Source organism: Streptosporangium sp. NPDC049078 (genome assembly GCF_040648855.1).
Classification (GTDB): Bacteria; Actinomycetota; Actinomycetes; order Streptosporangiales; family Streptosporangiaceae; genus Streptosporangium.
This window is the reverse complement of record NZ_JBEZEL010000007.1, coordinates 56,114-78,092: the sequence shown is the minus strand read 5'-3', so window position 1 is coordinate 78,092 and position 21,979 is coordinate 56,114. Positions and strand designations below refer to the sequence as shown.

The window sequence follows — 21,979 nt, the reverse complement described above, 5'->3', positions numbered from 1 at the left end:
ATGGGCCGACTCCCGAGATATAACCAACTAAACATGTAGAGATTAAGGGGTTTGGTGTTATTGTCGTCGTATGTCGGCAGTTCCCCTGCATCTCGCCGTCGCATTCGACGGCGCCGGATGGCACCCCGCGGCCTGGCGTGACCCCGCCGCCTCCCCGAAAGCCCTGTTCACCGCCGCCTACTGGGCCGCCCTGGTGGCCGAGGCCGAGCACGGCCTCCTCGACTTCGTCACCATCGAGGACTCCTTCGCCCTGCAGACCACGCTCCTGGACGGGCACGACGGCCGCACCGACCAGGTGCGCGGGCGTCTCGACGCCGCCCTCGTCGCCTCCAGGATCGCCCCGCTGACGAGCAGGATCGGGCTGGTGCCCACGGTCACCACCACGCACACCGAGCCCTTCCACGTCGCGAGCTCCATCGCCACCCTCGACTACGTCAGCTCCGGGCGGGCCGGATGGCGCGCACAGATCTCCGGGCGCCACACCGAGGCCGCCCACTTCGGCCGCCGGGAGGTTCCCGTGCTGACGCGGGAGAGCCTCGGCGACATCGACAGGGCACCCCTGGTGCGGGAACTGTTCGGTGACGCCGCCGACGCCGTCGAGGTGGTGCGACGCCTCTGGGACAGCTGGGAGGACGACGCGGTCATCCGCGACGTGGCCACCGGCCGGTTCGTCGACCGCGACAGACTCCACTACGTCGACTTCGAGGGCGAGCACTTCACCGTGAAGGGGCCCTCCATCGTGCCGCGACCGCCCCAGGGGCAGCCGCTCGTCACCGCGCTGGCACACTCCCGGCTGCCGTACGAGTTCGCCGCGCGCGGCGCCGACGTCATCTACGTCACGCCGCACGACACCGAGCAGGCGCGGGCCGTCGTGGCGCAGGTGCGCGAGATCGCGGAAGAGGTGCGCGACCCGGACGCCGAGAGACTGAAGATCTTCGCGGACCTCGTCGTGTTCCTGGGAGAGGACGGGAACGACGCCCGCGAGCGCGGGGCCCGGCTCGACGAACTCGACGGTGCCGCCTACACCTCCGACGCCGCGATCTTCACGGGCACGCCCGGCGAGCTCGCCGACCTCCTCCTGGAATGGCGCGCGGCCGGCCTGGAGGGTTTCAGGCTACGGCCCGCCGTGCTGCCGACCGACCTGAACGCGATCACGCGCGGCCTGGTGCCCGAGCTCCAGAAACGCGGCGCCTTCCGCCGCGCGTACGAGGCCGACACCCTCCGCGGCCATCTCCACCTGCCCCGACCCGCCGGCCGCTACGCAGGGAGCCGACGATGAAGCAGATCATCCTCGCCGCCCACTTCCCGGGCGTGAACAACCACACGGTCTGGAGCGATCCCGCCTCGGGCAGCCAGATCGACTTCGCCTCGTTCACCCACCTGGCGCGGACCGCCGAGCGCGGGAAGTTCGACTTCTTCTTCCTCGCCGACGGGCAGCGGCTCCGCGAACAGCGCGGGAAGATCCACGATCTCGACGTGGTCGGCCGCCCCGACTCGCTCACCGTGCTCTCCGGTCTGGCCGCGGTCACCGACCACCTCGGCCTGGCCGGAACGATCAACGCCACCTTCAACGAGCCGTACGAGCTCGCCCGCAAGCTCGCCACCCTCGACCACCTGTCCGGAGGCCGGGCCGGGTGGAACGTCGTCACCTCCTCCGACGCCTTCACCGGGGAGAACTTCCGCCGGGGCGGTTTCCTGGAGTACGCGCGACGCTACGAGCGAGCCGAGGAGTTCGTGCGGACCGTCAACGAACTCTGGGACTCCTGGGCGGCCGACGACCTCTTCGCCGACCCGGCGGCCGGCACGTTCGCCAGGCCGGACGCGGGGGAGTTCGCCCACCGGGGCACCCACTTCGACATCGGCGGCCACTTCACCGTGCCGCGCAGCCCGCAGGGCCGTCCGCTGACCATCCAGGCGGGCGACTCCGAGGGCGGCAGGGCCTTCGCGGCGGCCACCGCCGACGCCATCTTCTCCCGGCACAGCCGGCTCCAGGAGGGACAGGCGTTCTACCGGGACATCAAGTCGAGGCTGGCCGCGCACGGCCGGTCGCCCGACTCCCTGAAGATCCTTCCCGGTGCCACGTTCGCGCTCGGCGACACCGACGCCGAGGCACAGGAGAACGCCGACCACATCCGCCGCCAGCAGGTCAGCCCGCAGACCGCGATCCTGCTGCTGGAGCAACTGTGGAACCGTGACCTGTCGGCCTACGACCCCGAGGGGCCGCTGCCCGAGATCGACCCCGACGTCTCCGAGGACTCGATCATCAAGGGCCGGACCCGGTTGTCCCGCGACCCGCTCAAGACGGCGGCGGAGTGGCGGGCCCTGGCCGAGTCCAAGAAGCTCGGCATCCGCGACCTGATCATCGAGGTGACCGGCAGGCAGTCCTTCATCGGCTCGCCCTCGCGCGTCGCCGAGGAGATCAACGAGTTCGTGCAGAACGACGCCTCCGACGGGTTCATCCTGGTGCCGCACCTCACCCCCGGCGGCCTGGACGCCTTCGTCGACACGGTCGTCCCCCTGCTGCAGGAGCGCGGGGTCTTCCGCGCCGAGTACGAGACCACCACGCTGCGCGGTCACCTGGGCCTGGAGAACGAACGATGAAATTTCTGGCGATCACCTTGATTGTCCATGGCCCCGACCCCATCACCGGTGAGCTCAAGTCGACCAACGCGCGCCTGCGCGAGGTCGTCGAGAACGCCGTGCTGGCCGAGGAGCTCGGGTTCGACGGTTTCGGCGTCGGGGAGCGGCACGAGCGCCCGTTCATCTCCTCGTCCCCGCCGGTCGTGCTCAGCCACATCGCGGCCAGGACGTCGACGATCAGGCTGTTCACCGCGGTCACCACGCTGAGCCTGCTGGACCCGGTACGGGCCTACGAGGACTACGCCACCCTCGACCACCTCTCCGACGGCCGCCTGGAACTCATCATCGGCAAGGGCAACGGCGCAGCGCAGGCCCAGCTGTTCCACGTGACCGGCGAGGACCAGTGGGAGCGCAACCGGGAGGGCTACGAGTTGTTCCGCCGCCTGTGGCGGGAGGACAGGGTCACCTGGTCGGGGAGGTTCCGGCCGTCCCTGACCGACGCGGAGACCTGGCCGCGCCCGCTGCAGCGCCCCGTCCGCGTCTGGCACGGCAGCGCCACCAGCAAGGAGTCGGTGGAGCTCGCCGCCCTGTACGGCGACCCGCTCTTCTCCGCCAACGTCAGCAACCCGGTCGAGCCGTACGCCGAGCTGGTCCGCCACTACCGGGAACGCTGGGAGTTCCACGGTCACGACCCCGCCGACGCCCTGGTGGGCGCGGGCACCGCGGGCTACTACGCGACCAGGAGGTCCCAGGACGCGATCGACACCTACCGGCCGATCTTCAACGCGAGGCTGGAGCTGTTCAGGAAGGTCGGGGTGGACCCGGTCTTCCACACCCTGGAGGACGCGATCGAGCGCAGCTCGATCCTGGTCGGCAGCCCGCAGCAGATCATCGACAAGGTCCACCGCTACCACGAGCGGCTCGGGCACGAGGTCATGCACCTGCACGCCGACGCGGACGGCCTCACCGACAAGCAGCACCGGACGGCCCTGGAACTCTTCCAGAGCGACATCGCCCCCGTGCTGCGCGCGGAGATCCCCAGCAGGCCGTTTCCCCGTCAGGAGGGCTCCGAGCCGGGGAGTCCGGGTTCCGGAGGTCCGGGCTCCGGGAGTCCGGGCACGGAGAGCTCTCGACGCGAGAGCCCGGTCTCCGAAGCTCCCCGCCCCGGGAACTCACAGCGTGAGGAGGTGCGGTGATGACCTCCCTGTCGATCCTCGACCTCGCTCCCATCCCCTCCGGTGGCACCGCCGGCGAGGCGCTGCGCAACACCCTGGACCTGGCTCGGCGGGCCGAGGAGTTCGGCTACCTCCGCTACTGGGTGGCCGAGCACCACCTCGCGCCCGGTGTCGCCAGTGCCGCCCCCGCCGTGCTCATCGGCCTGGTGGCCGCCGCGACCAGCACGATCAGGGTCGGCTCGGGAGCCGTCCAGGTCGGTCACCAGACCGCGCTGTCGGTGGTCGAGCAGTTCGGTCTCGTCGACGCGCTCTACCCGGGTCGTATCGACCTCGGCCTGGGCCGGTCGGGTCAGCGCGGGGCCGAACTTCGCGCGAGCGTCGAGCTCTCGGAATCGGAGAAGACCCCGCCTCCGCCGACGCCCGCCAGGATCGTGGACGGGCTGCTCATCCCCGAGCCCTTCTCCTTCGCCGCGCTCGTGAAGTCGCCGCTGTTCTCGCTGTACGGCGCGTTGCTGCAGCAGCCGGGTGCGCGAAGCCCCGACTTCGCCGACCAGGTCGACGAGATCGCGGCTCTGCTGGCCGGGACCTATCGTTCCCCCGAGGGGGTGGCCGCGCACGCCGTGCCGGGCGAGGGCGCGGACCTGAGCCTGTGGATCCTGGGCAGCAGCGGCGGGCAGAGCGCCCAGGTGGCGGGGGAGCGGGGACTGCCGTTCGCGGCGAACTACCACGTCAGCCCGTCCGGGGTGCTGGACGCCGCTCAGGCGTATCGGGAGGCGTTCAAGCCCTCGGAGGTGCTCGGCGAGCCCTACCTGATCGTCTCGGCCGACGTGGTCGTGGCGGAGGACGACGAGACGGCGAGGGAGCTCGCCTCCCCGTACGGGCTCTGGGTCCGCAGCATCCGCACCGGCGCCGGGGCGATCCCGTTCCCGACTCCGGCCGAGGCCGCCGCCCACGAGTGGACGCGGGAGGACCTCGCGCTGGTCGCCGACCGGCTCGCCACCCAGTTCGTCGGCTCCCCGCGGACCGTCGCGGAGAAGCTGCGCGTGCTGCGCGACGTCACCGGCGCCGACGAGTTGCTCATCACCACCATGACCCACGACCACGCCGACCGGGTCCGCTCTTATGAGTTGCTCGCCGCGGAATGGGAGGGAGGCGTCGTCACAGGCTGAGCCCGCGTCGTCCACGTCCTCCCCGGCACCCGGCGGTCACCGCCGGGTGCCGGAGCTTTTCCGGTCCGTACTCCAGGAAACCGGTCCGCACTCCGGGAAAGACGACCGGCTGAGCGGTCTTGGGAATCGCGTCCGGCCCGCCGGGACGGCGGGCCGGACGCGATCTCAGGCGCGCTTGGCGATGGCGGTGATGAAGGGCTGGACGAGCCGCGCGGCGAGCGGGCCGAACGCGGCGAGGATGAGAACGTACGTGGCGGCGAGCGGTCCCAGGTCGGGATGGACCCCGGCGGCCACCGCGAGTCCGGCGATCACGATGTTGAACTCACCCCGGGGGATGAGCGCGATACCGGCCCGCGCCTGCCCGGCGTTGGCGATGCCCGCCCGGCGGGCGGCGTAGGCGCCGGTGAGCAGTTTCGTGATCATGCTGATCAGGGCGAGCAACGCGGCGAGCCCGGCGACCGGCAGGATCTTGGTCGGGTCGGTCTGCAGGCCGAAGAAGACGAAGAACACCGCGGCGAACAGGTCGCGGAGCGGGGTGAGCAGCGCCTGCGCGTCCTCGGCCAGTTCACCCGAGAGCGCGATCCCGACAAGGAAGGCGCCGACCGCGGCCGAGACCTGCAGTTGCTGCGCCACTCCGGCGACCAGCAGCGCGAGGCCGACGACCTTCAGCAGCAGCACCTCGGAGTTGGGGCTGGAGACGAAGGCCTCGATGAACCTGCCGTAGCGGAGCGCGACCAGCAGCACGACGCTCACCGTGGCGAGCGCGATCGCCACGGTGATAGCGCCACCGGCGAAGCTCACCCCGGCCAGCACCGCGGTGAGGATCGGCAGATAGATGGCCATCGTCAGGTCTTCGAAGACCAGCAGCGACAGCACCACCGGTGTCTCGCGGTTACCGATCCACCCCAGGTCGGACAGCACCTTCGCGGTGATGCCCGAGGAGGTCGCGTACGTGACGCCGGCCATGGCGATGGCGGCCACCGGCCCCCAGCCGAGCAGCAGCGCGGCGATCGCGCCCGGAGCCGCGTTGAGCACCAGGTCGACGACGCCCGCTCGCGCGTTGCCCTTCAGGCTCGTCACGAGCTCGTCGGCGTTGTACTCCAGGCCGAGGGTGAGCAACAGCAGGATCACGCCGAGCTCGGCACCGACCGCGATGAACTCCTCGCTGGTGGCCAGCGGCAGGATGCCGCCGGTGCCGAAGGCGAGGCCCGCGATGAGATAGAGGGGGATGGGGGATATGCCTGCTTTTAGGGCTAGTGCTCCGAGGATGCCGAGCCCGAGAAGGACAGCGCCGAGCTCAAGGAAAAGGATCGCTGTGTGCACCCGGCGTCCTACCCGCCGGAAAGGATATCGGAGACGGCGGAGGTGCTCTCCGGGCTGCCCACCACGACCACCACGTCGCCCCGGGACAGCATGAAGTCGGGAGCGGGGCTGGCGAAGACCTGACCTTCGCGCACCACGGCCACGATGGAGGCGCCGGTGCGGGTGCGTACGCGCGCGTCACCCATCGGCCGGCCCGCGTACGGGGAGGCGGGCGGGATCGGCAGCTGCATGCTGACCAGACCCTCGACCTCGCGGTGCAGATCGTTGAGGCGCTGCACGATGCGCGGGGCGCCGAGCAACTCGGCGAGCGCGTCGGCCTCCTCGTCGTTCAGCTTGATGGTCTCGCACGCGCGATCAGGATCGTCGGGGTCGTATATCACCAGGTCACGGCGGCCGGTGCGGTGAGTGACGATCCCGATGCGCCTGCCTGAGCGCGTGGTGAACTCGTGTCGCAGTCCTATCCCAGGCAGTGCCGTCTGCTCGACCTCCACCGTGCCAGCTCCTCCGCGTGCGCATGCGTTCTTCCTTTACGGAAAACCTACCAATCCGGGGGCCCTCGACATACCAGTGGCTTCGGGCCGGTGACGCACCGGCGGCAATAACCTGTATTACCGATTGACTTTGTGGGTTATTTGCCGGACGATGGGCGGGAACCCAGCCCCCAGCCGTGAGTGAGGTCTTCCGTGTCCGCTCCCGCCGTCGACGCGGGGATACGACAACGGGCCGTGCGAACACGGTCACGCGTCCCCCTTCTCTCCGCCACCGCCTGGCAGCGTCTCGCCAGCCCTCTGGTCATCGTCGTCGTCTGGCAGGTCGCCAGCACCGCCGGACTCCTAGAGGAACGGCTCCTCGCCTCACCCGCCAAGATCCTCACCACCGCCGCCGGGCTCGTCCAGGAAGGGGTCCTGCCCGAGGCGATCGCCGTCTCGCTCCAGCGGGCCGCGATCGGCTTCACCCTCGGCGCGGTCGCCGGAGTCGGCCTCGCCCTGGTCGCCGGGCTCAGCCGCGTCGGTGAGAACGCCGTCGACCCGCCGCTGCAGATGCTGCGAGCGCTTCCGCTTTTCGGCCTGATCCCGCTGTTCATCCTGTGGTTCGGCATCGGGGAGACCCCCAAGGTGGCCCTGGTCGCCCTCGGTGTGCTCTTCCCGCTCTACCTCAACACCTTCTCCGGGATCCGCGGCGTCGACGGCAAACTCGCCGAGGTGGCCCGGGTGCTGCGGCTGAGCCGTACCGAGACGATCGCCCACATCGTCCTGCCGGGCGCGCTCGCCCAGACGCTCGTCGGCCTGCGGCAGAGCCTGGGCGTGGCCTGGCTGGCGCTGATCGTGGCCGAGCAGATCAACGCGGACGCCGGACTGGGATACATGATCAACAACGCCCGGGAGTTCCTGCGCACCGACGTGGTCGTCGTCGGTCTGATCGTCTACGCGGTCCTCGGCCTGCTGACGGACGCGCTGGTGCGCCTGCTGGAGAGGAGGGCCCTGTCATGGCGGCAGAATTTCCTGTCACGCTGACCTCGTCCCGTACGGAGACGCCTTCGCGCACCGATTCCCGGCCGCCGGCGAGGACGCCTTCGCGGACCGAGCCGCAGACCTTCGTGAAAGCGTCGTCCCGCACCGAGAGTCGGCCCGCCACGGCGGCTCCGGTGGCGGCTGTCAGGGGCCTCACCAGGGATTTCGGGCGGCGAAGGGTCCTCGACGGGGTCGACCTGGAGATCGGCCGGGGCGAGTTCGTCGCCCTGCTCGGCCGCAGCGGTTCCGGCAAGTCCACCCTCCTGCGGGTGCTCGCGGGGCTCGACCCCGGCGCCGAGGGCGAGGTCGAGGTCGGAGGCGTCGGAGGCGTCGGAGGCGTCGGAGGCACTGTCGCCGTGGCCTTCCAGGAACCCCGGCTGGTGCCGTGGAAGCGGGTCCTGGCCAACGTCGCCCTCGGTCTTCGCGCCCCCGACCCGGACGCCGCCGCGCGGGCCGCGCTGGAGGAGGTCGGTCTCGGCGGGCTGAGCGACGCCTGGCCGCTCACCCTGTCGGGCGGGGAGGCCCAGCGGGCCTCCCTGGCCAGGGCACTGGTCCGCGAGCCCGGTCTGCTCCTGCTCGACGAGCCGTTCAGCGCCCTGGACGCGCTGACCCGCATCACCATCCACCGCCTCGTACTCGACCTGTGGGAGAGGCACCGCCCCGGCATCCTGCTCGTCACCCACGACGTGGACGAGGCCATGCTGCTGGCCGACCGCGTCCTGGTACTCGACGGAGGCACCGTCGCCCACGAGTCCCGGATCGAACTGCCCCGGCCCCGCCACCGCGACCACCCCGACCTCATCGCACTGCGCTCCACCCTGCTCGACCGGCTGGGCGTCACCCCGGAAGGAACCGCATGAAACGTCGTGTCACCGCCCTGATCGCCGCGGCACTGCTCCTCACCGTCACCGCGGCCTGCGGGGCGGGGGAGGAACAGGGCGCCCGGGCCGACGGCTCGATCGACCTGTCCCAGGTGACGCTGCGCGTCGGCGACCAGAAGGGCACGGGTCTGCAGGCGCTGCTGACCGCGGCCGGCCAGCTCGACGACGTCAAGTACAAGGTGACCTGGTCCCAGTTCACCTCGGGGCCGCCGATCCTGGAGGCCATCAACGCCGGTTCCCTGGACTTCGGCGCGGTGGGCAACGCCCCGCCGGTCTTCGCCGCCGCAGCGGGCGCGAAGATCTCCGTCGTCGCGGTCGCCGAGAAGGGGCTCGGTGGCCAGGCCGTCGTCGTCCCCGCGGACTCGCCCATCAAGACCCCGGCCGACCTGCGCGGTAAGCGCGTCGCCGTGGCCAAGGGCAGCTCCGCGAACTTCCACCTGCTCGCCGTGCTGAAGAAGGAGGGGCTGGGCTTCGGCGACATCCAGCCCCAGTATCTCCAGCCACCGGACGCCCTGGCCGCGCTCTCCTCCGGCAAGATCGACGCCTGGGCCATCTGGGATCCCTACACCGCCCAGGCCGAGGCGCAGACCAAGGCGCGCATCCTGGTCGACGGCGAGGGCTACGCCAACGGCTTCGAGTTCCAGATCACGGGCAAGGACGTCCTCGCCGACCCGGCCCGCACGGCGGCGCTGGGAGACTGGGTGGCGCGAATCCGCAAGGCGCACCAGTGGGCCAACGAACACCAGGACGAGTGGAGCAAGGTCTTCTCCGAGCTCACCGGCCTGGACCAGGGGATCGTCGGCACGGCGATCAAGCGCAGTTCGTACCGGGACCTCAAGCTCGCCGGGGACGTCGTCGAACGCGAGCAGCTCGTGGCCGACGCCTTCAGCGAGGAGAAGCTCATCCCGGTGTCCATCACGTTCGCCGACGTCGTCGACACCCGCTTCGACGCCACCCTGGAGAACCCCTCGTGACATCCCATCCGAGGCCCGGAGGCACTCGATGAAGTTCCACTGGTTCCTGCCCACCGCCGGCGACAGCCGGGTCCTCACCGGGGGCGGCCACGGCCTCGCCAGGGGGCACGGCCGCTCCGAGGCGGCGGCGTTCCGCGCGCCGGACATCGAATACCTGGCGCAGGTCGCCCGCTCCGCCGAGCAACTCGGCTTCGAGGCCGTCCTCACCCCGACCGGCACCTGGTGCGAGGACGCCTGGCTGGTCACCGCCGCGCTGACCCGCGAGACCGAGCGGCTGAAATTTCTCGTCGCGTTCCGGCCGGGCTTCATGTCCCCGACGCTGGCCGCGCAGATGGCCGCCACCTACCAGCGGCTCTCGCGCGGCAGGCTCCTGCTCAACGTGGTGACCGGCGGGGAGACCGTCGAGCAGGCCAGGTTCGGCGACCACCTGTCCAAAGACGAACGCTACGAGCGCACCGACGAGTTCCTCTCGATCGTGCGCGGAGCGTGGAGCGGCACCCCGTACGACTTCGACGGCATGCACTACCGCGTCGAGGGCGCGATGGTCTCCGAGACGCCGGACCCCGTCCCGGAGATCTACTTCGGCGGCTCCTCGCAGGCGGCGGGACCGGTCGCGGCCAGGCACGTGGACGTCTACCTCACCTGGGGCGAGCCACCGGAACAGGTCGCGAGGAAGATCGAGTGGATCCGCGGGCTGGCCGAGGAGCAGGGCCGCAAGCTCCGCTTCGGCATCCGGCTGCACGTGATCACCCGCGACACCGAACGCGACGCCTGGGCGGAGGCCGAGCGACTGCTGGCCGCCATCGACCCGGCCGACATCGTCTCGGCCAGGAAGCTGCTGGGCCGCAGCGAGTCGGTCGGCCAGAAACGCATGCTGGAACTGCACGAGGGCTTCACCGGTGGCGGCGCCCGCGACCTGGAGATCCACCCGAACCTCTGGGCCGGGGTCGGTCTCGTCAGGGGCGGCGCCGGGACCGCGCTGGTGGGCAGCCACTCCCAGGTCGCCGAGCGGATCGAGGAGTACGCCTCGCTCGGCATCGAGGAGTTCGTCCTGTCCGGCTACCCCCATCTGGAGGAGTCGTACTGGTTCGGTGAGAACGTGCTTCCCCGGTTCGCCGCCGCACCCGCGTCGAGGTGAGCACGAGGGCGGTCGTGGCCGGGTTCGCCGACCGCGGTCCGCTTCGCGGAACGCCACGGGATTCGCGGCCTGGCTGAAACCGGCCCGGCCGCGAATCCCGGCTGCAACCGGCCCGGCTTGGAACCTGTCCGGCCGTACCTCGCCGGGGGGTGACCGGCCGGGGCCCCGTTCGGTGAGGACCCGTTCGAGCGGGTCAGGTGCGGTCCGGCGGGTCGCCCGGTCGCTGTGTGGAGCGGTGGCGCCTGCGGTAGGCGCGTTGCTGGCAGGCCCGCGAGCAGTAGGCCCGCGGGCGACCCGCCTCGGCCCGGTCCAGGGTCGTTCCGCACATCACGCACAAAGCTCTTTCGTCACGCATTGCATCACGCTCACGAATCAGAGCCTCGACGCCGTCCAGCACGCGCCGCAGGCCGAACTCGAAGGAGTCCTCCGGCTCGTCGTAACCGCCCGCCTCCCAGATGTGGGTCAGCGTGGGATAGCGGTGGAGGTTCTCGTACAGGGACTGCCTGGCTCCCCACCACTCCTCCTCGGAGACCCCGGTGTGCCGCTCTACCCTGGCGATCTCCGCGGCCCTCGCCGCCTCGCTGTCCACGAACCGGCCGACGAGGCCCACCACGGCGACCATCTCGGCGGGCTTCAGGCCGCTCTTCGCCACGGTGCTGAGCGCGTACTCGAAGTTGGCGACGGAGTTCGGTCCCGGGATGTGCCGGCTGCCGCGCGTCCCGGCCAGCCAGGGGTGGCGCAGGCGCAGAGCCCAGCCGCGCCGCGCCCATCCTTCGAGCGCCTCGCGCCACCCGTGCGCCGTGCTCACCGAGGTTCCCGCCGCCGCGACGGTCTCGCCCGTCGCCGCCTCCGTCGTCCCCGCCGCCTCCGTCGTCCCCGCCGCCTCCGCCCCGCCTGACGTGCTCCCCGCGTCACCCGCGGCCTGACCTGACGCGCCACCCGTGCCCGGCGCGGCACCCGGCGTGGTGTCGGCCAGCACCGCGTCGCACATCAACTCGACGAGCTGCGCCTTTCCCGGTACGTGCCGGTAGAGCGACATGCTGGTGAAGCCGAGCCGTTCGCCGACCCGGCGCATGGACAGCGCCTCGATCCCTTCGGTGTCGGCGATCTCGACGGCCGCGCGCACGATCGCGTCGACGCTCAGCCCCTGTCTCGGCGCGGCGTCCCGCGGCTTTCGCCACAGCAGTTCGACCGTCCGGTCGGGACCCTCCTCGACGGCCACCCCGTCCTCCTTCCGGCTTGACGCTCGGACCCAATATCTGTTTATGCTGTATAACGCTGTTTACATTATAAACGAGGAGTGTTCCTTGAGTGAGCTCTACGTCTCCCCATCCGGCGACGACGCCTGGCCCGGCACCCGCAGACAGCCCCTCGCGAGCCTCGCCCGCGCCCGTGACCTGGCACGCGGCACCGGCACCGTGGTCAACCTGCTGGCGGGCACCCACAGGCTCGCGGAAACCTTCCGGCTCACCGAGGCCGACTCCGGCGTGACCTACCGGGCCGTGGGTGAGGCCGTCATCAGCGGAGGCAGAGTGATCACCGGCTGGCAGGAGCGGGACGGTGTGTGGCTGGCCGAGGTCGGCGACCTCGACACCCGGCAGCTCCACGTCGACGGACGCAGGGCCGAACGAGCCGCGATCGACACGATTCCCGGGAACGTCACCAGAACCGACACGGGTTACGTCACCGACAGCACGGCCCCCCAGGGCTGGGGAAACCCCGGCGACGTCGAGTTCGTCCTGCGCGGCGTCTACCCGTGGACCGAGGCCCGCTTCGGTGTCGCCGCCGTCGAGGGCGACGAGCACTCGACCGTCATCACCATGGCCCAGCCCGCCTTCGCCTGGGCGATCGACCTCTACAACTCGGCCGTCCCGTGGGAGAGCATCGAATCCCACGGCCCCGGCCTGCCGACCCGGGTGGAGAACGGTGTGGGCTTCCTGACCGAGCCCGGCACCTTCGCCCTCGACAGGTCCCGCCCCGGCCACCACGTCCTGCACTACCGGCCGCGCCCCGGCGAGGATCCCGGGCGGACGGAGGTCGTCGCACCCGTGCTGGAGGAACTGGTCAACGTCACCGGGGCCCGCGACGTCGCCTTCCTGGGCATCACCTTCGCCGACGCCACCTGGATGCGACCGAGTCGTCCCGAAGGTTTTCTGCACTACCACGGCAGCGGCTACTACGACGGCGGCCCCATCGAAAAGGTGTCGTTCGGCGAGGGCGCGTGGGTGACGGTCCCCGGGGAGTCGCTGGCGATCCCCGCGAACGTCGTGTTCGAGGGCGCGGGAAGCGCCTCGGTCGAAGACTGCCGCTTCACCAGGCTGGGCGCCACGGCCCTGCGGTTCTCCGGCGACAGCACCGGCATCCTGGTGCGAGGCAACGTGTTCGAGGGCGTCTGCGGAGGCGGGATCTCGATCAGCGGGAGCCGCGGCGCCACGGTCGAGAACAACTGGATCCACGACATCGGCCTGGAGTACTCCGGCGCGCCCGGCATCGCGGTGAGCGCGAGCGAGGACTCCACGATCGCGCACAACCAGGTGAACGACGTCCCGCACTGCGGCATCGTGGCCGGCGTCGGTAAGAGCACCCGGATCCTGCGCAACCTCACCTTCAACACGCTGAAGGTGCTGGCCGACGGCGGCGGCATCTACCTGTCGGGCCCGCAGGGCGACTCCCACGACAACGGCGCGGTGATCCGAGGCAACGTCGTGCGCGACACGCTCACGCCGTACAACTTCGCGCTCTACACCGACTACGGCGCCGCCTGGGTCACCGTCGAGGACAACGCCGTCCAGCGCGCCGACAACACCGCCGTCCTGCAGGTCTGGCCGCCGCTGGAGAACGTCGTCTTCCGAGGCAACGTCTGGGACGCCGACCCCGTGGGCTGGGACGACCCGCCGCAGGGCGTCACCCTGGAGGACAACGCGACACTGGCCGACGAGAAGGACTTCGAGGTCCGCACGGCGGAGATCGCCGCGCGGGCCGGCCTGGAGCCCGGCTACGCCCACCTGCTGGACCGGTGACCGCGGGCGCTCCCCGGGCACCGTCGGCCGCCATCCAAACCCGTCGTACGCGAAACGAACGGCCCGGCTCTCTTGGAGAAGCCTTGGGATCGCCGGGAGCGTGAAGCCGACGCGGGCGCGGTATGAGACGGGATAGTCCCGGTGCCCGTACGCGGGCACGGGCCGCGCCATGTCCTGCCGTGAGCATCGGCAGCCGTGACATGGCGCGGCGCGAGGCGGGCCGACGTCCCGGACGCTGACCGGGGGACACGCCGGTGCCGCAACCGGGTGACACCGACACATCACTGGGCGACGGCTCGTCGAGCCTGGGAGCGGCCCGAGCGAGGAGAGTTCAGTCATGGAGATGCCCGCGGTCAACGAGTGCCAGGTCGAGGCGTGCGCGTACAACACCGCGCACAGCTGCCACGCCCTCGCCATCACGGTCGGCAACAGCAGCCACGCCGAGTGCGAGACCTTCTTCAAGGTCCCTTCGAAGGGGGGCGACCCGGCCCACACCGGCCGCGTCGGCGCCTGCAAGATGGCCGACTGTCAGCACAACGTCCAGTACGAGTGCCAGGCGTCCGGCATCGTCGTCGGCTACGCCCAGCAGGACATCGACTGCCTCACCTACGCGCCCGCCTGACCCCGGGCGGCCCGGATCAGGACGACGGCAGGACCGGGCCGAGCCGTTCGGTGACGAGCCGCACCTCTTGTTCTGCTGCGCTCGTCACCTGTCAAAACAGCGGGGCCGTCATGGTGATCGATCATCGTGACGGATCGCGGGGCAGGATCGACGTCGGGTGGGCAGGGCGAAGGTGACGGCCTTGCCGGGGGTGCCGGTGGTGTGGGTCGTGGCGGGGTGGACGTGGCACCGCCCTTGGGAGAGCCGGTGGACCAGGAGCAGGCCGCGGCCGTTCTCGGTGAGCAGGGGCAGGCCGATCTCCTCCACCGAGTCGAGAAGGTCGAGGATGATGCGGACCTCGTGGAGGTCGGGGTCGCCGTCGACGACCTCGCACCAGGTGGGGACGCCGTCCAGACTGAGGACGCGCAGCTCGTACGGGGGACGGGCGTGCCTCTCGGCGTTGGCGGCCAGCTCCGCCACGATGGTCTCCGCGTCGGAGACGGCCTCGTCGTCCAGACCGGCCTCCCTGAGCACCTCCCGGAGCACGGCGCGGGCGCGACGTGAGGCCGAGCCCGGCTGAAGGATCTTGACCAGTACGCGAACGTCGCCGCCTTCCATCACACCGGCGTGTTGTCCCATCAAGCCGCCTCCTCGGTCGTGATCCGGAGGGAAGGCCGGATCCTCGCCGGGATGCTCCTGGGCACCGTGGGGGATGCCGCCGGATGGCCGCATGAGCACGCTCCGTTCGCTGTCGGTGACTGTGGACAGCAGGAAACGCGACGGGCGTAGCGGCGTGAAGATCGGGTGCTGCTCGTTTGCCAAGGCTCAGGGAACGCCATGTCCAGCGTGGCAGGCCCTTGGTCGTTTCCCCAGTTCAGACGGTTATTCGACATCAAATCTGGCGCAAAGCGAACCTGTGCGGACGTATGGGCAAGCCTGTTGCCGCAGCGGTGGTAACAGGCTTTGGCTGTGTCGAATGGAACGGGGTGAGCAGGTAGGTGAATTCAGGGGCACGGCTCGACGGTTCGACGGCTGGTGGGCGCTCGAGGTCGAAGGGCCGGGGCTGCGACGTCCTGCGCATACCCAGGTGCGGCGCCTTGACCAGATCGAGGAGACGTTCGGCGACCTGTTGACGCTCCACTTCGACGCCGAGGTGGAATGCCGTCTTGCGTTCACTCGTGTGGGCTGGTCGGTTTCTGGTCGTTCTTCTTGGCGGGGTGGTGTGCGACGACTCTCCTTCATCACAATGGGTAGTCATTCGGATACCGAAGGAGAGTGGCATGGGTGGGTCGCGGAGTCGTAGGGCTCGTCCTGAGCTGGTCAGCGCGCGGGTGCAGCGGGGGATGAGCCAGGAGGCGGCGGCGGAGGCGCTCGGGGTGACGCCGACGACCTGGGCGCGCTGGGAGCGCGGAGAGCAGGGGGTGCGTGCCTGCTACCGGCCGCTGATCGCCGCCGTGTTCGGGGTCGAGGCGGTCGAGGTCGAACGGTGGATAGACGGGTGGTCCTACGGGGAGACATCATCGTGGCCGATCGCGGGCTGTGACGACGACTCACCGGCGGCTACCGTGAAATCGGCCGCGCTTCTGTGGAGGTTGGAGATGGACCCGTCCCGGCGTCACCTACTGGCCTCGCTGCCGTTCGTGCCCGGAGCCCTGGGCGAGTGGCTGGTCTCCTGGAACTACGGCACCCCGACCGCGTCGGCCGCCCGGCAGGACGAGGGACGCGAGGTGGGTCTCGCCGACGTGGCGCGGATCGTCGAGGCACAGAAGGCGTTCGGCCAGATAGACCAGCGGTTCGGGGCCGGGCTGGTACGCCCGGTGGTGGTCAAATACCTGCACGAGACCGTGGCGCCGCTGCTGCGGGGTCGTTACGACGAGCGGGTGGGCTCCGAGCTGATGACGGCGGCGGCCGGGATGACCTGGCTCGCGGGCTGGACGGCCTTCGACCTGAACCGGCACGGCCAGGCCCAGCAGCACTTCGGCCAGGCGCTGCGGCTGGCCAAGAACGCCGACGACCCGCTGACCGGTGCCTGGGTGCTGGCGACGCTGACCTTGCAGGCCATTCATCTGGAGCAGGGGGCCTGGGCAGTCTGGCTGGCCCGAGCCGCCGTCGACACCGCTCGCCGGGCTGAGGCACCCCCTCGCGTCATGGCCGTGATGCTGGCGAGGGAGGCCAGGGCAACGGCCTTGCAGACCAAACCGGCTGAGAGCCACGATCGACACAGCGCCAAGCAGGTCGAGCGACTGCTCGTCGAAGTCGAGCGCGCCTATGCCCAAGGGGCCACTGACCGTGATCCGGAGTGGGTCGGCAAGTACGACGAGGTGGAGCTGAACGGACAGGCAGGCGGGTGCTGGCGGCTTCTGGGTGACTATGCGCGGGCGGCGGCTTGCGCGGAAGCGGCGGTGACCGAATTCAGTGAGCGCCTTCCTCGATCCGCCCAGATCAACCGGCTTAGTGCCGCTGGGGCGTACCTGGGAATGGGCGAGCTGGACCAAGCCCTTGCCTGCGCGCGGGCCGCCATCCCGGCGACCAAGACGCTGACCTCCGCTCGCACGGTAGAGCGTCTTCAGCGGTTCGCCGGACAGCTTGAGCCGTACGGGGACAGCGTGATGGTTCGAGAGTTCCGGGATCACCTGAACAGAGAGCTCGCCGCCTGACCGGGGCGACCTTGAGGTTGTTGTTCACAGACGGTGCCGGGCGGCGTCGATCGCCTCAACGATCTCCCGGTCGCGAAGGGCCTCGGCCATCATGTCGCGGTAGCGGGACGAAAAGTCGTTCCCGCCGCTGTCGAAGCAGCCGACCCAGGGAAAGCGCCGCCGGATGGCCTCGTAGTCGATGGCGTCCGTGTCAGATGCGTCCGCCGGTCCGCTCATGCCCCCAGTGCAAACGGTCACGAAGAGAGCTTATTCGATCACATAAAGACAGTCGGGGGTTTGCGGGTGAGTGAGCGCGGCGCGGTCGAGGCGGGGCTCAGGTGCGGGAGGGACGGCGGGAGGCGATCACGTCGGTGACGGCCACGATCAGCGCGACCAGTACGAAGGCGATGGTGACCAGCAGTGAGTGCCGGAACGCCGTCGCGTACTCGCCGCCCGAGGAGGCGACCTCGGAGAGGAACACCGAGCCGATCGCCGCGATGCCGACGGCGGCGCCGATGCGCTGCCCTGTCTGGAGTACGCCCCCGGCAGTGCCCGCTTCGGGGACCGGCACCTCCGACAGGGTGAGCGTCTGGTTCGGGGAGATCACCAGGCCGCTGCCCAGGCCGGCGAGGAGCAGCGGGACCGCGGTGGCCCAGGCCACGTGGGGGCCGGGGACGAGTTCCACCGCGAGCGCGGTGACGGCGAGGGAGACCGCGACCGTCACGAGCCCGGCCACCACCAGCGGGCGGCCGAGCCGGGTGACGAACCTGCCGCTGAACAGGGAGGTCACGGCCGAGCCCGCCGCGAACGGCGTGGTCGCCAGTCCCGCCTCCAGGGCCGAGTAGCCCAGGCCGTTCTGCAGGTACAGGGTGAGGATGAAGAAGATCGCGGTGAAGCCCGCGAAGTAGAGCGCCCCGAGCAGGGCGCCGAGCGCGTACGAGCGCCTGCGGAACAGGGACAGGTCGACGACCGGCTGGTGGTGCCGCCCGTACCGGCGCTCCCAGGCCACGAAGGCCGCGAGCAGGGCGAGCCCGGCGAGCAGGGACGGCCACCTGGCCGAGGCGCCCCACTCCTGACCCTCGACGAGTGGCAGGAGCACCAGCAGGACGCAGGCGGCGAGCAGCAGCACGCCCACCGGGTCCATGGTCTGCCGGGGGCGGGACTCCTTGGCGGCGGGCCGGATGTAGCGGTAGGCCAGGACGACGGCCAAGGCGCCGATCGGCACGTTGACGTAGAAGACGAGGCGCCAGCCGTCGGTGTCGCCGCCGAGGTTGATGAGCGCCCCGCCGAGCAGCGGGCCGATCGCGGTCGAGATGCCGATGACGGTGCCCAGCATCCCGAACGCCCGGCCTCGCTCCGCTCCACGGAAGAGCTGCTGGATCAGCCCGCTGACCTGCGGATTGATCACTCCGCCCGCGATCCCCTGCACGAGTCTCGCGACGACCAGCAAGGTCGGGTTCTGGGCGAGCCCGGCCGCCGCGCTCGCCGCGGTGAACAGTACGACGCCGAAGACGAACGCGTTGCGCCGGCCGTGCGTGTCGCCGAACCGCCCGGCGGGGACGAGCACCAGCCCGAAGGTGAGCGCGTACCCGGAGACCACCCACTGCAGGGTGCTCTGCGGGGCCTCCAGCCCGGTACGGATGGAGGGCAGCGCCACGTTGACGATGCTGACGTCCAGCAGGGTCATGAAACCGGCGACGAGGCAGACGGTGAGCGCCTTCCAGCGGCGCGGATCGGCTCCCTCGCGATGCCGGGGGGACGTCGTCCTGTCGGGGCCGGTGCTCATCCGGTCGTATGGGGGAGCGGCGCTCCGGCCCGTGATCGGCTGAGGATCTTCATGACCGCCCCGTTCCCCGTCTTCGGTCGCGCTTTCCGCCTTTTAGCAGGGCGTATGTACCCTTTGTAGCCTTTCCAATCATGGTTCGCGCCCCGGAGCGTGATCCGGCCCTCGCGGGTGTGCCCGCGAGGGCCGGGGGAGAGTTCTCACGCCGGGGTGATTCCCCGGCCATCACGGATGTGCCCGCGAGGGCCGGGGGGAAGTCCTCACGCCAGGGTGGTTTCCGGGTCCGCGAGGGCCGGAGGTCACCGTCGGCGCTGGGAGCACCTCACGTCACGGACACGACACCTCACTGCTCGTGGCCGGGACGTTCACCGCGGTCCAGGCGGCCTTGACCGCGTTCACCTCGGTGCAGCCGCCCGGGTAGAGCGACTTGGCGGCCGCCACGGTGGCGAGGCGCGCCTTGGCGTGCGTCCACGGGGAGGTCTTGGTGTTCAGCCCGGCCTGGAAGATCCGGCCGGCCTTCTGGATGCCGATGCCCGTCAGGGTCGTCGGACCCGAGCAGACGGTGCTGGCCGGCTTGCCCACCGGGTTGGTGCCCTCGGCGAGCAGGTAGAACCAGTGGTTCTGCGGGCCCGCCGCCGCGTGGACCGCGGTGGAGGGGATGGAGGAGCTGTAGCAGTTCGGGTGTCCCTTGGCCGAGGGGTTGTACATGTTGCGGATCTCGCCCGAGCCGGTCAGGTTGACCTCCTCGCCCACCAGGTAGTCCGGCGGGTCGAGGGAGGCGGGCTGGTTGGCGTAGTGCTCGGTCAGCGCGCCGAAGATGTCACCGGTCGACTCGTTCAGGCCACCGGCCTCGTTGCCGCTGCCCCCGCTGCCGCCGGAGTACTGGAAGATGCCGTGGCCGTACTCGTGGCCGACCACGTCCATCGGGGTGGCCTGCCTGGTGTTCGCCGAGTTGCGCCCGAAGCTGGTGTAGCTGCCGTTCCAGTAGGCGTTGACGTCGTTCAGGCCGACCCGGGCCGGGAAGGCGCCGCCGGAGCCGGTGAACCCGTTGCGGCCCAGCCAGCTGCTGAGCATGTTCCATTCGGTCTGGGCCGCGTACAACGCGTCGACGCAGGCGGTCTCCAGGTTGGTGCCCGAGCCGTTGCCCCAGAGGTCGTCGGTCCCGGTGTAGGCCGAACCGTTCTGGCCGCCGCAGCGCAGGCCGGGCCGGGTGGTGTCGGTCATCGAGTACGAGCTGCCCGAGCCCGAGGTCTGGATGGTCACCGGGTTGCCGTTGTAGTAGCTGTTGCCGGTTCCGGCGTGCACGTCGTCGTAGGAGTCGAAGACCGATCCGTCGAGGGCGTCCACGAAGACGTGCAGGACGCTCGGAGCCTCGGCGGTGGCGCCGGTGACGACCACCTCCCAGGCCAGTCTGGGCGTCGTGGTGGTGGCGTGCACGAGCAGCTTGGGCGCGGTCGCGCTCTCCACGACGGGCAGCTGCGCGCGGGCGGTGGCGGTCGCCGTGGCGGCGTCCACCTTGCTCGTGACGTCGATCGTGATCCTGGACTGCTGGCCCGAGCTCACGGACCCGACGAGCTCTCCTGCCCTGTCGGTGGAGACGATCACCTCACCGCCGTAGACCGGCAGCCCGCGGTAGGTGCGCGCGTAGGTGAGGTACTGCAGGCCGTACGCACCGGCGATGTTCCTGGTGAGGGTGAACTTCTCGTTCTGTCCCTTGAGGACGGCTTCCGACCTGGCGGCGAGGGTCGCGTTGGCGGTGGTGACCGCGCGGTTGCGAGCTTCCGCGTCCGGCGGCGCGTACACCGGCGGCTCGGCGGACACGGTTCGGGCTGCGGCGGCGTCCGCCGGGGTGGCGGCGTTCACCGCCGTGGGGGTGGTCATGGCGGCGACGACCAGTACGGCCACGGCGCCAAGCTTGACCTTCGGATTCACGCGGGTGATTCCTCTCGATGTCCCTTGGGGGGTAGGAGGGATGCAAGGAGCCCTAAGAAGTCCGGGCTTTTTTAAGGTGGCATCGAGATGGGCGGCTGAATACCTCGCAAAGTTCCATAACGTCGTGATATGGGCTGATACGCGTACGAGAGCGGACCAGCTGGAGCGCTCTCACCTGCGCGGACGCCACTCCGCCGCCACATGGGGAACGGCCGCCCGCGTTTGGAGCGCGTCAGGACCGTGTGGTGGATGTCGCCGTGGACCGGTATCGCGAGGGCGGAACCCCGTACCGGTCGACGAACGCCTGACGCAGGGTCTCGGTCGTCCCGAACCCACAGCGGATCGCCACGCCGGTCATCGGCAGAGAGGTCGAGGTCAGGAGGTACGCGGCGGCCTCGGTGCGGGCCTGCCGCACGAACCGCCCCGGTGTCTGGCCGAGATGTTCCAGGAACAGCCTGGTCAGATGCCGCTCGCTCACCCCCGCGCCGTGCGCCAGCGCGACCGTGGTCAGGTCGGCGCCCAGGTGTGTCGTGACGTACTCGGCAACCTGTCTGACCAGGCTGTTCTCGGGCGAGGGCGAGGCGGTGAACATGCTCATCTGTGCCTGGTCACCCGGACGCTGAAGGTAGGTCACCAGACCGCGTGCCACTCGCCGCGCCAGCTCGGCGCCGTGATCCTCCTCGACGAAGGCGAGGGTGAGGTCCAGGGCGCTGGTGACCCCGGCCGCCGTGTAGGTGTTACCGTCACGAACGAAGATCGGGGCGGGGTCGACGGCGACCTTCGGGTGACGGGCGGCGAGGGCCTTCGCCGACTGCCAGTGGGTGGTGGCGCGCCGCCCGTCGAGCAGGCCCGCGGCGGCCAGCACGGCGGCGCCCGTGCACACCGACGCGACGCGGCGGCTCTCCCGCGCCAGGCGACGGACATGAGCGAGGATCGACCGGTTGCCGGCCGCCGCCTCGTGTCCGATGCCTCCCGACACGACGAGCGTGTCGAGTGGCCCGGCGATCCGTTCGAGCGCTTCCTGGGCCTGGAGTGTCAGGCCGGTACCGCAGGTGATGGGACTTCCCCCGGGAGTGGCCAGGCGCACGCGGTAGACGGGAGCGGCACCCTGCAGGTTCGCGTTCTCCAGGGTCGTGGTCACACAGGCGATGTCGAGCAACTCCGCCGCGTCGTACCCGATGACGGCGACACGGCGTTCGACCATGAGGGGACCCTATGCCAGAACGGACAGGAGTCCCAGATTTCCGGACCTGTTC

The 21,979-nt window shown here is 70.4% G+C and carries 19 protein-coding genes; 11 read left to right on the top strand and 8 right to left on the bottom strand.

The window, feature by feature from the left end:
- The first annotated feature begins 70 nt into the window (after nt 1–70).
- Genes AB0B90_RS13260 through AB0B90_RS13245 form a run of 4 tightly spaced genes read left to right on the top strand, consistent with a single transcriptional unit; the run spans nt 71 to nt 4,924 of the window.
- Nucleotides 71–1,279, top strand: coding sequence for an LLM class flavin-dependent oxidoreductase (locus AB0B90_RS13260; RefSeq protein WP_362922612.1), 1,209 nt, complete (start codon nt 71–73; stop codon nt 1,277–1,279).
- Complete coding sequence (locus AB0B90_RS13255; RefSeq protein WP_362922610.1) at nt 1,276–2,601, top strand: NtaA/DmoA family FMN-dependent monooxygenase; 1,326 nt, start codon at nt 1,276–1,278, stop codon at nt 2,599–2,601. The genes AB0B90_RS13260 and AB0B90_RS13255 overlap by 4 nt, the downstream gene beginning before the upstream one ends.
- Complete coding sequence (locus AB0B90_RS13250) at nt 2,598–3,776, top strand: LLM class flavin-dependent oxidoreductase (RefSeq protein WP_362922608.1); 1,179 nt, start codon at nt 2,598–2,600, stop codon at nt 3,774–3,776. Before AB0B90_RS13255 ends, AB0B90_RS13250 begins: the two co-directional genes overlap by 4 nt.
- Entirely contained in the window at nt 3,776–4,924 is a 1,149-nt protein-coding gene (locus tag AB0B90_RS13245; RefSeq protein WP_362922606.1) for an LLM class flavin-dependent oxidoreductase, read from the top strand. Before AB0B90_RS13250 ends, AB0B90_RS13245 begins: the two co-directional genes overlap by 1 nt.
- A 165-nt stretch (nt 4,925–5,089) precedes the next feature.
- Here the strand turns inward: AB0B90_RS13245 and AB0B90_RS13240 are convergent, their stop codons facing one another.
- Together AB0B90_RS13240 and AB0B90_RS13235 are read right to left on the bottom strand one after the other, a co-directional pair.
- Nucleotides 5,090–6,247: a cation:proton antiporter gene (locus AB0B90_RS13240; protein WP_350948385.1), complete on the bottom strand. Its 1,158-nt coding sequence runs from the start codon at nt 6,245–6,247 to the stop codon at nt 5,090–5,092.
- Between the two features lie 8 nt (nt 6,248–6,255).
- On the bottom strand, nt 6,256–6,738 hold the full coding sequence (locus tag AB0B90_RS13235) for a cation:proton antiporter regulatory subunit (RefSeq protein ID WP_350948386.1): 483 nt from the start codon (nt 6,736–6,738) through the stop codon (nt 6,256–6,258).
- A 234-nt stretch (nt 6,739–6,972) separates the two neighbouring features.
- On the opposite strand from AB0B90_RS13235, the gene AB0B90_RS13230 reads away from it, so the two are divergent.
- The 4 genes from AB0B90_RS13230 (at nt 6,973) to AB0B90_RS13215 (ending at nt 10,751) form a co-directional block, all read left to right on the top strand.
- Complete coding sequence (locus AB0B90_RS13230; RefSeq protein WP_350948387.1) at nt 6,973–7,761, top strand: ABC transporter permease subunit; 789 nt, start codon at nt 6,973–6,975, stop codon at nt 7,759–7,761.
- A gap of 131 nt (nt 7,762–7,892) precedes the next feature.
- A complete protein-coding gene (locus AB0B90_RS13225; RefSeq protein ID WP_350948388.1) occupies nt 7,893–8,618 on the top strand; it encodes an ABC transporter ATP-binding protein in 726 nt (241 codons plus the stop codon).
- Nucleotides 8,615–9,613: an ABC transporter substrate-binding protein gene (locus tag AB0B90_RS13220; RefSeq protein WP_362922604.1), complete on the top strand. Its 999-nt coding sequence runs from the start codon at nt 8,615–8,617 to the stop codon at nt 9,611–9,613. The genes AB0B90_RS13225 and AB0B90_RS13220 overlap by 4 nt, the downstream gene beginning before the upstream one ends.
- Before the next feature lie 28 nt (nt 9,614–9,641).
- Nucleotides 9,642–10,751 (top strand): LLM class flavin-dependent oxidoreductase, encoded by a 1,110-nt coding sequence (locus AB0B90_RS13215; protein WP_362922602.1) that lies wholly within the window; start codon nt 9,642–9,644, stop codon nt 10,749–10,751.
- Nucleotides 10,752–10,944: 193 nt separating this feature from the next.
- On the opposite strand, the gene AB0B90_RS13210 is transcribed toward AB0B90_RS13215, so the two are convergent.
- Complete coding sequence (locus tag AB0B90_RS13210; protein ID WP_362922600.1) at nt 10,945–11,973, bottom strand: TetR/AcrR family transcriptional regulator; 1,029 nt, start codon at nt 11,971–11,973, stop codon at nt 10,945–10,947.
- An 85-nt stretch (nt 11,974–12,058) separates the two neighbouring features.
- On the opposite strand from AB0B90_RS13210, the gene AB0B90_RS13205 reads away from it, so the two are divergent.
- Together AB0B90_RS13205 and AB0B90_RS13200 are read left to right on the top strand one after the other, a co-directional pair.
- Nucleotides 12,059–13,771: a right-handed parallel beta-helix repeat-containing protein gene (locus tag AB0B90_RS13205; protein ID WP_350948392.1), complete on the top strand. Its 1,713-nt coding sequence runs from the start codon at nt 12,059–12,061 to the stop codon at nt 13,769–13,771.
- A gap of 337 nt (nt 13,772–14,108) precedes the next feature.
- Nucleotides 14,109–14,393 (top strand): DUF1540 domain-containing protein, encoded by a 285-nt coding sequence (locus AB0B90_RS13200; RefSeq protein ID WP_362922597.1) that lies wholly within the window; start codon nt 14,109–14,111, stop codon nt 14,391–14,393.
- Nucleotides 14,394–14,501: 108 nt separating this feature from the next.
- Here the strand turns inward: AB0B90_RS13200 and AB0B90_RS13195 are convergent, their stop codons facing one another.
- The gene (locus AB0B90_RS13195) at nt 14,502–15,011 is read right to left on the bottom strand and encodes an ATP-binding protein (protein ID WP_362922595.1); all 510 of its coding nucleotides are present in this window, start codon (nt 15,009–15,011) and stop codon (nt 14,502–14,504) included.
- A 641-nt stretch (nt 15,012–15,652) separates the two neighbouring features.
- On the opposite strand from AB0B90_RS13195, the gene AB0B90_RS13190 reads away from it, so the two are divergent.
- A complete protein-coding gene (locus AB0B90_RS13190) occupies nt 15,653–17,029 on the top strand; it encodes a helix-turn-helix transcriptional regulator (protein ID WP_350948398.1) in 1,377 nt (458 codons plus the stop codon).
- 24 nt (nt 17,030–17,053) lie between these two features.
- Here AB0B90_RS13190 and AB0B90_RS13185 read toward each other — a convergent pair whose 3' ends face one another.
- The 4 genes from AB0B90_RS13185 to AB0B90_RS13170 all read right to left on the bottom strand — a co-directional run bounded on the left by AB0B90_RS13185 (nt 17,054) and on the right by AB0B90_RS13170 (nt 21,927).
- Nucleotides 17,054–17,245 (bottom strand): hypothetical protein, encoded by a 192-nt coding sequence (locus AB0B90_RS13185; protein WP_350948399.1) that lies wholly within the window; start codon nt 17,243–17,245, stop codon nt 17,054–17,056.
- Between the two features lie 97 nt (nt 17,246–17,342).
- Nucleotides 17,343–18,794 (bottom strand): MFS transporter, encoded by a 1,452-nt coding sequence (locus AB0B90_RS13180; RefSeq protein WP_362922592.1) that lies wholly within the window; start codon nt 18,792–18,794, stop codon nt 17,343–17,345.
- A 324-nt stretch (nt 18,795–19,118) separates the two neighbouring features.
- Complete coding sequence (locus tag AB0B90_RS13175; RefSeq protein WP_362922590.1) at nt 19,119–20,723, bottom strand: M4 family metallopeptidase; 1,605 nt, start codon at nt 20,721–20,723, stop codon at nt 19,119–19,121.
- Nucleotides 20,724–20,955: 232 nt separating this feature from the next.
- Complete coding sequence (locus AB0B90_RS13170; RefSeq protein ID WP_350948402.1) at nt 20,956–21,927, bottom strand: DJ-1/PfpI family protein; 972 nt, start codon at nt 21,925–21,927, stop codon at nt 20,956–20,958.
- Between the last annotated feature and the right edge of the window lie 52 nt (nt 21,928–21,979).

Excerpts from the sequence above, each read along its gene's own strand:
- AB0B90_RS13260 (WP_362922612.1), top strand. The coding sequence starts at position 71 with ATGTCGGCAGTTCCCCTGCATCTCGCCGTCGCATTCGACGGCGCCGGA.
- AB0B90_RS13255 (WP_362922610.1), top strand. The coding sequence starts at position 1,276 with ATGAAGCAGATCATCCTCGCCGCCCACTTCCCGGGCGTGAACAACCAC.
- AB0B90_RS13250 (WP_362922608.1), top strand. The coding sequence starts at position 2,598 with ATGAAATTTCTGGCGATCACCTTGATTGTCCATGGCCCCGACCCCATC.
- AB0B90_RS13245 (WP_362922606.1), top strand. The coding sequence starts at position 3,776 with ATGACCTCCCTGTCGATCCTCGACCTCGCTCCCATCCCCTCCGGTGGC.
- AB0B90_RS13220 (WP_362922604.1), top strand. The coding sequence starts at position 8,615 with ATGAAACGTCGTGTCACCGCCCTGATCGCCGCGGCACTGCTCCTCACC.
- AB0B90_RS13215 (WP_362922602.1), top strand. The coding sequence starts at position 9,642 with ATGAAGTTCCACTGGTTCCTGCCCACCGCCGGCGACAGCCGGGTCCTC.
- AB0B90_RS13200 (WP_362922597.1), top strand. The coding sequence starts at position 14,109 with ATGGAGATGCCCGCGGTCAACGAGTGCCAGGTCGAGGCGTGCGCGTAC.
- AB0B90_RS13195 (WP_362922595.1), bottom strand. The coding sequence starts at position 15,011 with ATGGGACAACACGCCGGTGTGATGGAAGGCGGCGACGTTCGCGTACTG.
- AB0B90_RS13190 (WP_350948398.1), top strand. The coding sequence starts at position 15,653 with ATGGGTGGGTCGCGGAGTCGTAGGGCTCGTCCTGAGCTGGTCAGCGCG.
- AB0B90_RS13185 (WP_350948399.1), bottom strand. The coding sequence starts at position 17,245 with ATGAGCGGACCGGCGGACGCATCTGACACGGACGCCATCGACTACGAG.
- AB0B90_RS13180 (WP_362922592.1), bottom strand. The coding sequence starts at position 18,794 with ATGAGCACCGGCCCCGACAGGACGACGTCCCCCCGGCATCGCGAGGGA.
- AB0B90_RS13170 (WP_350948402.1), bottom strand. The coding sequence starts at position 21,927 with ATGGTCGAACGCCGTGTCGCCGTCATCGGGTACGACGCGGCGGAGTTG.